We start from the raw sequence: 12,872 nt of genomic DNA, 5'->3' as shown, positions 1-12,872 counted from the left end.
CTCGGTGTCGGCGAGCTCAGGAGCGGGCGCGGCGGCGAGGCCGCGCCAATGAGGGGAGGAAGGCGTTGCGCATGAAGTGGGTGAGCGCATCCAGCATGCGCCGGTGCGCCGGGTCGTCCGGCCGGGCGCTGCCTCCCACCGCGGCGCCCTGCACCGCGTCCAGCGCCAGCTCCACGATGGAGTCGAAGTCCGGGTGCGCGGAGGCCTCGGGGAACAGCTCGCGCGCCACGCGGTGCAGGTTCTCCCGGTGCGGCCCGTCCACCGCCGCCAGCGCCACGCGCAGCTCCGCGTCCGTGCGCGCCGCGACGTACAGCTCGATGGCGGCCTGTAGCTCCGGGCGCTGGAAGGCGGCCCACAACATGTCCACCGCCGCCGCGATGCGGTCCCTGCCTGACGGCCGGGCGCCCACGCCCGCCAGGTAGTCCTGGATGAGCCGAGGGAAGAGGTGCTCCACCGCCGCGGCGAGCAGCTCCTCCTTCGTATCGAAGTGGGTGAAGAGCGCGCCCTGTGACAGGCCCGCCCGCTTGGACACCTCCACCGTCGTCAGGCGGGCGTAGCCCTGCTCCACCAGCGTCTCGATGGTGGCGTCCAGCAGCTTGCGCCGCGTCGTCTCACGGCGCTCCTGCTGCGTGCGGCGGACAGGCCGGGCCGGCGCGTCCGATGGAAGGTTCTTCGCGGCCATTCGACTCGCAGGATAATGCCGAACTTAATGAGTGACCAGTCACTTTCTGTGACTGGGGGGTGAGCGCCCCTCACAGTGGCGTGTGCCACCGCCTGTCCCCGTACATGGGCCCGTCGAAAGGGAAGTGGCCGCTCGCGACGCGCGTCAGGCCCGCTTCCCCAGCGGCCGGGCGGGCAGGGGCCTGGCTGTCATGCGCGCGGCGTTCGCTCGGGACTCGGGTATGACGCTCTTCAGGAGGGTGGGCGTGCCGAGGCCCTCCGCGTCGTCCAGCAGACAGGCGCGGCGAAAATCCGCAGGGAAATACCCGCGCCCCTTGCCCCCGTTTCCGCCGCGCCCCGATATGAACCTCTCAGCCCTCCTCCTTGGTTCTCTCCTGGCTTCGGCCCCCGCGGTTCCTTCCTCTGCCCCCACGGATGTGGGTGAAATGCCTGAAGTAGGCGTTCCATTCGCCTGTGGTCGCATCCACACGGTGAGCCAGGGACATGACACGGGAAGCCACCAGCACAACGACACGCATGCATGGGATTTCCGCATGCCGGATGGCACGCCCATCGTCGCCGCGCGCGACGGCACGGTGCGCCTGTCTCGCGGTGACAGCACCAAGGGTGGCTGTGACGAGAAGTTCGCGCCCTACGCCAACTACGTCGTCATCTCCCACGGCGACGGACTGGAGACGCAGTACCTCCACTTCAGCGCGGTGGTGGTGAAGCCGGGTGACGTGGTGAAGGAAGGCCAGCTCATCGGCTTCTCCGGCTCCACGGGCTGGGCCTGCGGCGCGCACCTGCACTTCAAGGTGGCGCGTGAGAGCGGCAAGGGTTGGAACAACCCGTCCGTTCCGGCGCGCATCGCTGGCTACGGGGACCCGGTGCGCGACACCCGCGTGGCCGCGCCCATCTGCAAGGACAACGGCACGCAGTCGCTCATGGCGAGCAACGGCGGCGCGCACTCCCCGGGCCAGCCGGTGGTGTCCATGTCACCGGAGCGCCAGCAGGCCCTTCGCGGCCTCCCGCCCGGGGCGCAGCGCATCCTCGACGGCCTCTCCCAGCCTCCCGCCCAGGGCGGCCAGGGCCTCGACGAAGCGCGCCCGGCCGGTGGTCCCCGCACGGCGAGCGGCCCCAGCGAGACTCGCTGAGGCCAGCAGCGCGCCCGCTCCGGCGAGCAGCATGAAGAGGGCCCCCGCGTTGACGAAGTAGTCCAACGGCAGCAGGGGGCCTTCCACGTAGGCCCGCACCACGCGGTAGCCCACATGGCCCAGCAGGGCCAGCAGCGGCAGGTTGATGAGCGGCAGCACCAGCCAGCGCGCGGTGCGCCACCAGCCGGCCACCGCCTCCGCCACGCCGGTGGTGGCGGTGTAGCGCCAGGCGCCCGCCCGGGCCACCCGCACCTCCTCCAACAGCGTGTCCACGTCGGGGACGCCCAGCAGCGCCGGCTCCAGCCCGCTCGCGCGTGCCACGCTGCGCGCCTCCGCCAGCGCGGTGCGCGCCGCGGACTGGGCGCTGAAGTCGTCCTCGAAGGGCTCCACCACCGCGGACTCCGCGGCCCTGGCGCGTGTGTGTCCGCGCACCACGTCCACCACGGTGGAGGCCGCGGCCACCGCCAGCCCCGCGGGCAGGCTGCTCCGCCCCACCAGCGCCGCGGCGCCCAAGCCGCTGGCGCCCCAGAGGGACAGCCGCAGGCCCCAGGCCGCGGGCCCCCAGAAGCGGCCTCCCGCCTGACGCCGCACCTCCGCCGCCAGGTGGCCGTGCGCCAGCCGCAGCCGCGCGTCGAAGTCCGCGCGCAGGCCCTCCGCCGCCTTCTCCAGCCCCGAGTCCAGCGCGGCGCGCGTGCGTGACAGCGTCTCGTCCGTCTCCTTCAACGCGGCCTCCACGCGCGTGTGCACCTCTTCCAGCGCGCCCATCGCGTTCGTCTTGCGCACGCGCGCGGCCACCGCCTGCGTGGCCAGTCCGCGCAGGTGGAAGAGCAGGGCGCCGAACTCGCCGGACACGTCCCGGCCGTCCTTCGCTGACAGGGCGCTGATGGCGAAGACGGGCACGTCCTCCTGGGCCAGGCCGTACTGCTCGGAGGCCACGCGGCGCACTTGGGCCTTGAGCGTGTCGCGCGACTCCGGGGACAGCTCGTCCGCGAAGTTGAGGATGAAGACGAGCGCGCGGCGGCGGGCGAACTCCGTGAGGAACTCCACCTGCGAGGCCTCCGCCACGCTGCCGCGGTGCATGACGACGAGCGCCACATCCGCGCGCTCCAGCGCCGCGCGGGCCACTTCGCGGTGCGTGGTGGCCACGCTGTTGAGGTCCGGCGTGTCGATGAAGATTTGTCCGCCCCACAGGCCCTGGGGGCCGGGGGCATACGTCATGACGCGCGCGCCGGAGCCCGCCAGCGCGTCCGTGGGGGTGCCTTCTGGCGCGAACACGGTGGCGGCCGTGCTGGTGGGCCGGTTGACGCCCTCACGCGACAGGGCCTGCCCCGCCAGCGCGTTGAGGAGGGTGGACTTGCCCGCGCCGGTGGCACCCACCAGCGCCACGCTCAGGGGGGCGTCCTTGCGCGCCACGCCGCGCGCATAGTCGTCCACGAGCCGCTCCAGGCGCGCGGCATGCGGCCGGAGCGCGGGCAGCTCCAGGGCCGTCTTCAGCAGGGAACGCAGGGCATCGGGTTCAGGCAGGCTCGTCTCGTCCACGTGGGGAGAGCCTGTCCCGGCTTCGCCCGGGTGACTACGAAGAAGATGCGCGGAGGGTGCGCCAGCGTGCAGTTTCCGGCGGCGGCCCCTCGCGGGGTGCCCTCCCGGGAACGCCGGGCGCCAAGGGAGGCGGGGGACCGGATGGCAGCGGGGAGGCCGGGAGGAGTAGAAGCAGTACCACCATGGACCTCTTCCTCATGTCGCCGCCGGGACGCACGTGGGCCCTGCGCGGCCGGAGCAACTTCCGCAGCCGCGAGGCGCCGCCCGTGGACGCGCTTCAGGCCCGGCGGGAATGGCTGGCGCTGGCCCGGGACATCGAAGCGCGCGGCGGCACGGTGGTCGCGTTGCCGTCTCCCTCCGAGCTCCTGACGGGCATGCCGTACGCCGCCGAATGTGGACAGGTGGTGGCGCGGCAGGGCGCCGCGCCGCTGTTCGTGCTGCCGCGGATGATGAGCGCGCACCGGCAGACGGAGCGCGAGCACTGGGCGCCCCTGGCCCAGTCGTTGGGCATGGAGGTGGTGGACCCGGGCGTGGGCGTCTGGGAGGCCCACGGCGACGTGGCCACCTTCGACGGTGTCACGCTGCTGTTCTGGGGTGGCCGCACGACGCTGGACGGCCTGGAGGCCGCGGCGCGCTACTTCCCCGGAGAGGTGCTGCGCATCCAGGTCCGCGAGCCCGCCTTCCACGGCAACATGGCGGTGCTGCCGCTGCCCGCGGTGGACCGGCTGATGGTGTGTCCAGACGTGATGACGCCCCAGTCCCATGCGCTGCTGCGCGAGCGCTTCGGCGAGCACCGGCTGCTCCTCGTGACGGAGGCGGAGATTCGCCGCTACGCGACCAACGGGCTGCCGGTGGGGCGCGACGTGCTGGCGCCTTCGGTGGTGCCGGGCCCGGTGCGTGAGCGCTTGGAGGCGCTGGGGCTGCGCGTGGTGTCGCACACCATGCGCGAGCTATGTGAGAAGGGCGGCGGCTCGTCACGCTGCCTCGTGTCGCGCGCGGAGGTGGACGCGGCGACGCTGCACATCCCAGACGCGTTCCGGCTGTCGGCCATCGCCGGGGACATCGATGCCGATGGGTGACGCGGACACGCTGCCACGGCAGGCGGAGGCCTTCCTCGCGGCGCACCCTGGCGCGTCGCTGGTGGCGCTGGGCTCGGGTGAGCACGCGGGCGCGTTGGACCTGTCGCCCCTGGGCGTGCCGGTGACGTTCCTGCCCGCCGAGCGGAACGCGGACCTGGCGCAGCAGTACCTGACGCTGAACCAGCTCGCCTTCAGTGGCATCGGCGTGCCGCGTTGGGTGCTGTCGGACTTGTATCTGCTACCGGGCGCCATCGGGCTGCTGCGCTGTCCGGCCCGGATGCTGGCGGCCCCCGTGCGCGAGCGGCTGGGCCTGGCCGACGAGGACCCGGCCATTGGCGCGGCCTACTACGCGGCGCCTTCGGTGACGCCGGGGCTGTTCATCGGCGTGTCGCTGCTGAGCGTGCTTCCTGGAACGGGAGCGTCGCCGTGGGTGAAGCTGCTCACGTTGCGGATGCTGCGCGCGCGGCGGCTGCGAGGCGTGGCCCAGTGGGACAACCCCAGCGTCCGAGTCCATTCCAGGCTGGGCCCGCTGCGCCTCGTGGGGCGCGTGCCCGGCGGGCATGAGTACGGAGCGCGCTCCTTCGTCTACGAGTCGGAGCTGACGGACGGGGCGCGGCTGGGCGACGCGATGGCGCGGCGCCTCTCGCTGACGCCGTCGCTGCGTGTGCCCGCAAGCGACCTCCCGGCGCTGAGCGCGCTGCTCGACCGCGCGGAGGCCGGCGAGGTGTTGCACCTGGTGCCTCCGGGGCTGGAGGCGGGACAGGTGCTGGTGCGCGAAGGCCCGCTCGACTGACGCGGGTGGGGCCCGCTCAGGGCGCTGGCGCGGCGGGCGACTCCATGTCCTCTTCCAGCGCGAGCCGCAACGCGCGGGAGCCGTCGCGGAGGATGGGCGCCCCGTGGGAGAAGCACAGCGTCTCCACGGGGAGGTGGTCCAGGATGCGCTGGACGCTGTGCCGGGTGCGCAGCGGTTCGTCCTGATACTCGCTGGGGACGAACTCCGGCGTCTCCCCCTCCTCATGCGTGAGCAGGTCGGAGAGGAACGCGACGGCGCGCGGGTGTTGCTGCATCCACAGCGTGTACATCGCCTCGGTGGGCCCGGGCGTGTGGAACGAGATGAGCCCCGCGGGCAGCGTGTCTCCCGCGACGTAGAAGAAGTCGGGCTGCTCCTCCAGCGTCTGTGCGCCCTCGGGCGCCCAGACGGGCACCTTGAAGGCCCTGCGCAGCCGCCACGCGGAGCGCTGGTGGTTTCCCGCCGTCAGGACAATGGCGGAGATGTTCCCCAGCTCGCGCAGCGCCGCCTCGTCGATGGGCAGCGGGTCGATGAGGACGACGGCCCCGTCGATGTCCACCACGGCATACGCGTCACTGCGCGCGCCGCCGATGCGGTCATCGGAGAGGGTCCAGTGGTGGACGCCGGGCACCAACTCGCTTGTCCGCTTCGCCTTCCCCTTGGGCTCGCTCATGCGGACAAAGCTAGGCACCCGCGGGCGGTGACACCGGGGTGGGGAGGGAGGCCACGGCCTGGATGCTCCGCTGCTTCCACGGCGGGCGCCCGAGGACCCGGGGACGTCGTCCGCGGGACGGCACAACGTTCCCGCATGATGATGGCGCGAATCTCTCGCGGTGTGCTGGCCCGGCCCCTGGTGCTCTTCGACGGCGACTGCGCGTTCTGCCGGCGCTGGGCCGCGCGCTGGCGGTGGCGCACCGGGGACCGCGTCCGCTACCGGCCAGGCAGCGGGTGGCGCCGCTGGCTGCTGGGCAGCCCGAAGGCGGACATGCGCAGGGCCCTGCAGTTGGTGGAGCCCTCCGGCCGGGTGTCCCAGGGCGCGGAGGCCCTCTTCCGCGCGCTCGCCGCGTCACCTCGCCGGGGGACTCGGGTGGCCGCGAGGCTGGGCTTGCTTCCGGGGGTGTTGCAACTGGCCCAGGGCGTCTACGCGGTGGTGGCCCGGCATCGCCGCCAGGCGGCGGGCGTGGACCGCTGGCTCTTCGGGCGCGCGGTGGTGCCGCACGAATACCGGTGGGTGCGCTGGGTCTTCCTGCGGCTGCTGGGAGGGACGTTCCTCATCGCCTTCACGTCGCTGGGGCGGCAGGTGCGGGGCTTGTATGGGACGCGAGGCCTCCGGCCCGTGGCGGAGCGTCTGGCCACGGAGCGCCGCGAGGAGGCCTCGGCGCTCGCGCGGTGGCGGCGCATCCCGTCGCTGTTCTGGTGGGACGCGTCGGACGCCGCGCTGGTGCGTGGGTGCTGGGCGGGGCAGGTGCTGTCCCTGGCGTTGCTCTTCAACGTGGCGCCCCGGCTCAGCGCGTCGTCGCTGTGGGCGCTGTACCTCTCCTATGTGGCCGTGGGGCGTGAGTTCCTCTCCTTCCAGTGGGACGTGCTGCTGCTGGAGATGGGGCTGCTGGCGGCGCTCACCGCGCCCGGGGGCTCGCGGCCGGGCCTGGGCCGTGACGAGCCCTCCGCGCTGGAGGTGTTCCTCTTCCGGCTGCTCGTGTTCCGGCTCTACTTCGGCTCGGGGCTGAGCAAGCTCAAGTCGGGAGACCGGACCTGGCGCGAGCTGACCGCGTGCGAGCACTATTACGAGACGGCGCCGTTGCCCACGCGGGTGGGGTGGTACGCGCATCATCTGCCTCGCCGGCTCCAGCGGGCCTCGACCGGGGCGGTGCTCTGGCTGGAGACGGTGGTGCCCTTCCTGGCCTTCGGGCCCCGGCGCTTGCGGCAGTTCGCCTTCTGGAGCCTGAGCGGCTTGCAGGCCGCCATCGCCGCCACGGGGAACTACGGCTTCTTCAATGTCCAGGCCGGGGTGCTGGGCGTGTGGCTCCTGGACGACGCGGCGCTGCGGCGGGTGCTGCCGTTGAAGGACGGGCCCGCCGCTCAGCCGCGGCCCTGGTGGCGCACCGGCGTGTCCGCGCTGGGGGTGTCGCCGCTGCTGGTGCTGGGGGCGTCGGAGGTGCTGCGCCGGTTCGAGGGGTGGCAGCGGCACCGGCCCGAGCGTGTCGGCGCGGTGATGACGTGGCTGGAGTCCCAGGCGCGGCCCCTGCGCTCGGTGAACCCCTACGGCCTGTTCAGCATGATGACGGTGCAGCGGCCGGAAATCCTCGTGGAGGGCTCCGACGACGGCGAGCAGTGGAAGGAATATTCCTTCCGCTACAAGGCGGGGGACCCGGCCCGGCCTCCCCGGCAGGTGGCGCCCCACCAGCCGAGGCTGGACTGGCAGATGTGGTTCGCCGCGCTCGGCTCGCCCCCTGGCTGGTTCGTCGCGTTCCTGGCCCGGCTGCTGGAGGGCTCGCCGGAGGTCCTGGGCCTGCTGGCGGGCAACCCCTTCCCGGACCGGCCGCCTCGGATGGTGCGCGCGGTGCTGTACGACTACCGGATGACGGACGTGGCCGAGCGGCGGCGCACGGGCATCTGGTGGCGGCGCGAGCTGCTGGGCCTCTACGTGCCGCCCCTGTCGCTGGCGCCAGGGCCTCGGCCTCGTGGACGCCTCCCCGCGCTGCAATGGCAGGCCGGGGCGTGAGGCGGCTGGGAGCAGGCGTGCGGCCCTGAAGGTCGAGGGCCCCTTTTCATACGCCGACGACGGGGTGGGGCTACAATGGGGGCTTCCCACCCATCTCCGCCGTCGTGACGCCGTGAAGACGCCGCGTATTTCTTTTTGCCTCCATCTTGTCGCCGTCATCGGGCTGCTGAGCGCCTGCGGGCCCACGCCCACCACCATGAAGCTGGAGCCGCTGGAGACGAAGTACCTCCGCACGCCTGGGCAGACCGTGAAGCTGGCGTACGAGGTCTTCGACGCGGAAGGCCAGCCCATGTCCGACCCGAAGCTGCGGTGGACCAGCTCCGCGCCGGACGTGGCGCAGGTCCAGGAGGGCTTGCTGACGGTGCGCAAGTCCGGGAGGACGACCATCGGCGCGACGGGGGGCAAGGTCCGCGCGGCGTTGCCGCTGGAGCTGACCATCCTCAACTCGCTGGACGTGCGGGCCCCGGGCTCGGACTTCCTGGAGGTGGGGCGCGTCATCAAGCTGCGCGTGGTGGCGAGGAACGAGCAGGGCTCCTCGTTGCAGGACGCCACGCCCAGCTTCCGCGTCTCGGATGAGACGGTGGCGCGAGTGGAGGAAGGGCAGTTGGTGGCCGTGCGCCCGGGCAAGACGGTGTTGAGCGCGACCTTGGGGCACCTCAGCCGGCACATCGCGGTGCAGGTGGTGCCGGCGGACTTCGCGCGGCTGGGCCTCAACCTCACGCACCACGCCTTCCAGCGCAGGGGGCAGTCCGTGCAGCTTCAGGCGCGCGCCTTCAATCGCAGCGGCGTCGTGCTGGACACGGTGCCGCTGGAGTTCTTCACGTCGGACGCCTCCGTGGTGTCGGTGTCACCCGAAGGCCGCGTGACGGCGGTGGGCTCCGGGCGCGCGGTGGTGTCCGTGGTCGCCGGACGGCGGCGGTCGGCGGCGGAGTTCGTCGTCCCGTAGCGTCGTTCCTGGGCGCATGGACGCCGCGCGAGTCACGGCTTCGGCGCCGCCGCGGGAGCCTTCGACTTCAGCTTCGCCTTGGGCGTGGCCTTCTTGGTGGGGCGCTTGCGCTTCTTGGCTTCCGCGTCCTCCGGGCAGGGGGGGCGCGGGCCGTCGCTCGGCGGCTGGATGGTGAAGTCGACGCGGCGGTTGAGCGCCATGCCTTCTTCCGTCGCGTTGTCCGCGACCGGCCGCGAGCGGCCGAAGCCCTGCGAGCACAGTCGCTCCGCCGCCACGCCGCTCTCCACCAGGAAGCGCATGACGCTGGCCGCGCGGCGGCGCGACAGGTCCAGGTTGTACGCATCGCTGGCGCGCGAGTCGGTGTGACCCTCCACGTGCATCCGGTCAATCTCCGGGCTCTCGTTCATCACCCGCGCGACCTCCTCCAGGATGGGGAAGGACTCGGAGAGGATGATGTCCTGGTCGGTGGCGAAGTTGAGCTGCTCCAGGATGACAATCCGATTGCCGTCGCGGCGGGCCAGCGGGCACCCGTCCTTGCCGCGGCTTCCGGCGGGCTGGTCCGGGCAGCGGTCGAGCCGGTCGACCACGCCGTCACCGTCCTTGTCCGTGTCCGGGCAGCCCATGTTGGCCACGGGGCCGGCCACGTCGGGGCACGCGTCCGACTCGCCAATCACGCCGTCGCCATCCGGGTCGACGGGCGGCGGCAGCGGCTCGGGCGGCTCCTTGAAGCGCTCCAGCGCCTCCCACTCGCGCGTCTTCGCCGGAATCCACAGGATGGAGGTGAAGAAGCTCAGCGTGGGCGAGGCGATGGAGCAACCGCAGCCCATGCCGCCGCCGAACGTGAAGGTGAGGCCGGTGGAGCTGTACCAGCGCAGGCCGAAGAGCGCCTCCGCGGGGACCTGCCGGGGCTCATCGGGCTGCTTCTGCAACCCCACCGCGCCGTGCACCATGCCCACGGCGGTGACGCCGCTGCCGCGAAGGATGGGGACCTCCGCGCCGACGCCGAAGGGCATCATGTCGCCCACGGAGACGCCGCTGAAGACGCGGTCCGGGCGCTGCCAGAAGCCGCCGTTGAGCGCCAGGAGGATGCCGTTCTCGAAGCGGTAGTCCAGCACCAGTCCGGGGGCCCACGTCAGCTCGCCGTCTCCGGCGAACGCTTCCTGGGCGCCGGTGGGGAAGCTCACGTTGAGCGTCACCGCGCCGCCCCAGCCCTTGCCCTCGGCGGGCCGGCGCAGGCCGGGGATGGCCACCTTGCCCGAAAGCCGGAGGTCGCCGAAGACGAAGCTCTCCACGCTCCCCTCGGTGCCGATGACCTCCAGGTTGTCGCCGCCCTGGGCCAGGATGAGCGGCATGTCCACGCCGATTTCGGCCCAGTCGAAGAGGCCGACGGTGGCCATGACGTCCAACTGGAGGCGGTTGCCGACCAGGTTGATTTTGCTCAGGTCGCCGCCTTCGGGAACCAGCGACAGGGGGTTGAGCGAGTAGCTGAGGTACGGACCGGCGGAGACGGACAGGTGTGACAGCGGACGCGACTGCTGCACCACCACCAGGTCCTGGGGCGCGCCGGACGGACGGAAGAGCTGCACGTTGAAGCGCGCATCCGGCTGGGCGGTGGCGGCGGTGGACAACCCCAGCGCCACGAGGAGGAGCAGGTGGGAGGGCTTCATCGCGTCGTGCGTCGGGGGCGGAGGAGCATGAGGCCCGCGGCGAGCAGCAGCAGGAAGGTGGTGCTCCCGGCGGGCGTGGCGTCGGCGGTGGTGCCGCAGCAGAAGGCGCCGCCTTGAGGCTCGGTGCCCGGCTTGCGGCGGCCTCGCTCGCACTCCATCGTCTTCGCGGAGCAGTGCTCCACGCCCAGGCAGTCTCCGCTGTCGGAGCAGGCGGTGGAGCAGGTGTTCGTCGCGACGTCGCAGGTGCCGCCGCAGGGGCAGTGGGCATCCGCGAAGCACTCCACGCAGGAGGTGCCATCACAGACCGTTCCCGGCTCGCACGTCACCGCGCACGCGCCCGAGTTCTCACACGTGCGCGTGGTGGGGTTGCACACGCCGCTGCCGCAGTCCCCGTCATCCGTGCAGCCCACGCAGGTGCTGCCCTGCGCGGTGCCATTGGAGAGGCAGAAGGGGGTGTCGCCACCGCAGGCGCCGCAGCGGGGGCCGCAGTGCCGGTCCGTGGTGCAGGACGCGCACTCGCCACTGAGGCAGAACTGGCCGTCGCCGCACTCCAGGTCGTTGCGGCACTGGACGCAGACCTCTCCGTCGAGGCAGTAGGGGCGCTCGCCGGGGCACTTCACACAGCCGGGGCCGCAGCTGTCGGCCGTGTTGCAGGAAGGCACGCTGTCCACGCAGCGGCCGTTGGCGGTGTCGCACTGCTGACCGGCGGCGCACTGGCTGCTGGTGGTGCACTCCACGCAGGTCGGCGTGGCACCGGGCGTCAGCGCGGTGCACTGGGTGCCGTTGGGGCAGCAGTTGCAGGAGTTGCCGGCGCACGAATCATCGGTGGCGCAGGGGGAGCACACGTTGTTGGTGCAGGACTCGCCTTGAGGGCAGTGGGAGTCCAGGGTGCATTCGCGGCACTCGTGGAGGTCGGTGGCGCAGAACTCGCCGCTCGGGCACTGGCTGTCGTCGTTGCACTCGACGCAGGTGAACGTCTCGGCGTCGCAGGCGCCGGTGGCGCAGTCGCTGTCTTCGTTGCAGCCGGTGCACTGGTTCGTTTCGATGTCGCAGCGGCCGTTCGGGCACTGTCCGTCCTCGGTGCACTGCACGCACTGGGTGTTCCCGTTGATGTTGGCGCAGTGGGGCGTGGACTCGCCGCACGGGGAGCAGGAGTCGCCGCAGAAGAGCGAGGAGTCGCAGGGGGCGCAGAGGGCCGCCGCGTTGCAGTGGAAGAAGGAGCCGCAGCCTCCGTTGCCGGGCGCGTTCGCGTTGCCGCGGTTGCACTGCTCGCAGCGGTCGGGCTGGCCCTCGAAGGAGGGGAGGCCGTTCTCCGTCTGGAAGAACTGGGCGGGGCGGAGGAGCTCGAACCCCGAGCTGAACAGGTTGACGACGGGCGGCTGGTTCGCGGCACGTTCGAAGTCAGTGAAGGGGCCTGTCTCCATGGACAGTTCCAGCGCGGCGTGCTCGGTGACTTGGGCGTAGAGTATCTCCAAGGCATAGAGGCCGGGCTGGGGGAATGTGACGTTGTTCGTCGACCGCCAGGTCGCCGCACCGAGCACCGGTGGGCGGTTGATGACTTGGTACCCCTGGCTTCGGTCGTAGATGACGAGGCTGATTCCATCATCCGCGTAGAAGCCGAAGTGGATAGGCTGGCCTACGAGGTCCGCAGTGATGTTGAGGTAGCCGCGGAATCGGGACACGAAGGGCGTGAAGGCGTCGTTGTCCTCAATGACGTTGAAGGTACAGCCACCCACCGAGCAGCCCGGTGCAACCACCTGATTGGCGAAGTCGCCATAACTGAGCGTGCGACCGTCGTTGAGGTTGTTCGACAGGTCGAACTCGGTTCGTAGCACCGTCGTGACACGGTTCTGCCTGCTGATGGGCTCCTCGATGTAGCCGTTGATGCCGTCGATGTACGTGCCGCGGGACTGCGGAAACTCGTTCGCGGGGCGCGTCCACACATTGGACGCCACGCACAGGCCTTGCCCATCACCAGCGAGTGCGGGGGCAATGGGAGGCCCTTGGATGACGACATCGGGCAACTTCTGGCCCCAGGCGGTCGAGGCCGCGAGGCACACCGTCAGGACAGTGAGCGCGGTACGCGCGATGCGGGACACGGGCGATTTCAAAGCCCCGCAACAATGCGGGATATCTCCCACAACCGCAATTCCGGCAACGTGCGGGTTCCCACTATGACGTCCCAGGTCCTCCAGAGCTCGCTCAACGGCGGCGACTCAGTGGGCCGCTGCTACTCGGAATAGTGAGAAATGCAGGTTCCGTCGCGTCACAAGGATGAGTCGGTGCCCTCATCAGCGTGACGAACTCCGAATCGA

Annotated in this window: 9 protein-coding genes and 1 pseudogene; 5 read left to right on the top strand and 5 right to left on the bottom strand. The window is 71.6% G+C overall.

From position 1 onward, the window contains the following. Nucleotides 1–16 precede the first annotated feature (16 nt). Entirely contained in the window at nt 17–682 is a 666-nt protein-coding gene (locus HV826_RS05070; protein ID WP_176415866.1) for a TetR/AcrR family transcriptional regulator, read from the bottom strand. 190 nt (nt 683–872) lie between these two features. Here HV826_RS05070 and HV826_RS37985 point away from each other — a divergent pair. After that, nucleotides 873–1,475, top strand: a pseudogene (locus HV826_RS37985) (M23 family metallopeptidase); the annotation flags it as partial. A gap of 180 nt (nt 1,476–1,655) precedes the next feature. Here HV826_RS37985 and HV826_RS05060 read toward each other — a convergent pair. Then, nucleotides 1,656–3,353, bottom strand: a complete 1,698-nt coding sequence (locus HV826_RS05060; RefSeq protein ID WP_176415865.1) for a GTPase — start codon at nt 3,351–3,353, stop codon at nt 1,656–1,658. 182 nt (nt 3,354–3,535) lie between these two features. Between HV826_RS05060 and HV826_RS05055 the strand changes: the two genes are divergently transcribed. Continuing rightward, nucleotides 3,536–4,432, top strand: a complete 897-nt coding sequence (locus HV826_RS05055) for a dimethylarginine dimethylaminohydrolase family protein (RefSeq protein WP_176415864.1) — start codon at nt 3,536–3,538, stop codon at nt 4,430–4,432. Further along, a complete protein-coding gene (locus HV826_RS05050; protein WP_176415863.1) occupies nt 4,419–5,225 on the top strand; it encodes a hypothetical protein in 807 nt (268 codons plus the stop codon). Before HV826_RS05055 ends, HV826_RS05050 begins: the two co-directional genes overlap by 14 nt. Before the next feature lie 16 nt (nt 5,226–5,241). On the opposite strand, the gene HV826_RS05045 is transcribed toward HV826_RS05050, so the two are convergent. Continuing rightward, nucleotides 5,242–5,895: an MBL fold metallo-hydrolase gene (locus HV826_RS05045; RefSeq protein ID WP_176415862.1), complete on the bottom strand. Its 654-nt coding sequence runs from the start codon at nt 5,893–5,895 to the stop codon at nt 5,242–5,244. Nucleotides 5,896–6,033: 138 nt separating this feature from the next. Here HV826_RS05045 and HV826_RS05040 point away from each other — a divergent pair, with 138 nt between their 5' ends. After that, nucleotides 6,034–7,944 carry a lipase maturation factor family protein gene (locus tag HV826_RS05040; RefSeq protein WP_217918506.1) on the top strand — a complete coding sequence of 637 codons (1,911 nt, stop codon included), beginning with the start codon at nt 6,034–6,036 and terminating at the stop codon, nt 7,942–7,944. A gap of 112 nt (nt 7,945–8,056) precedes the next feature. Continuing rightward, entirely contained in the window at nt 8,057–8,890 is an 834-nt protein-coding gene (locus HV826_RS05035) for an Ig-like domain-containing protein (RefSeq protein ID WP_176415860.1), read from the top strand. Nucleotides 8,891–8,922: 32 nt separating this feature from the next. Here HV826_RS05035 and traB read toward each other — a convergent pair whose 3' ends face one another. Both traB and traA read right to left on the bottom strand, forming a co-directional pair. Then, entirely contained in the window at nt 8,923–10,557 is a 1,635-nt protein-coding gene (traB, locus tag HV826_RS05030; protein WP_176415859.1) for an outer membrane exchange protein TraB, read from the bottom strand. After that, entirely contained in the window at nt 10,554–12,656 is a 2,103-nt protein-coding gene (traA, locus tag HV826_RS05025; protein WP_368670839.1) for an outer membrane exchange protein TraA, read from the bottom strand. Before traA ends, traB begins: the two co-directional genes overlap by 4 nt. Nucleotides 12,657–12,872 lie beyond the last annotated feature (216 nt).

It is taken from the genome of Myxococcus sp. AM010, from assembly GCF_013372585.1.
Taxonomy (GTDB): domain Bacteria; phylum Myxococcota; class Myxococcia; order Myxococcales; family Myxococcaceae; genus Myxococcus; species Myxococcus vastator.
This window is presented reverse-complemented; position numbering and strand designations above follow the sequence as displayed.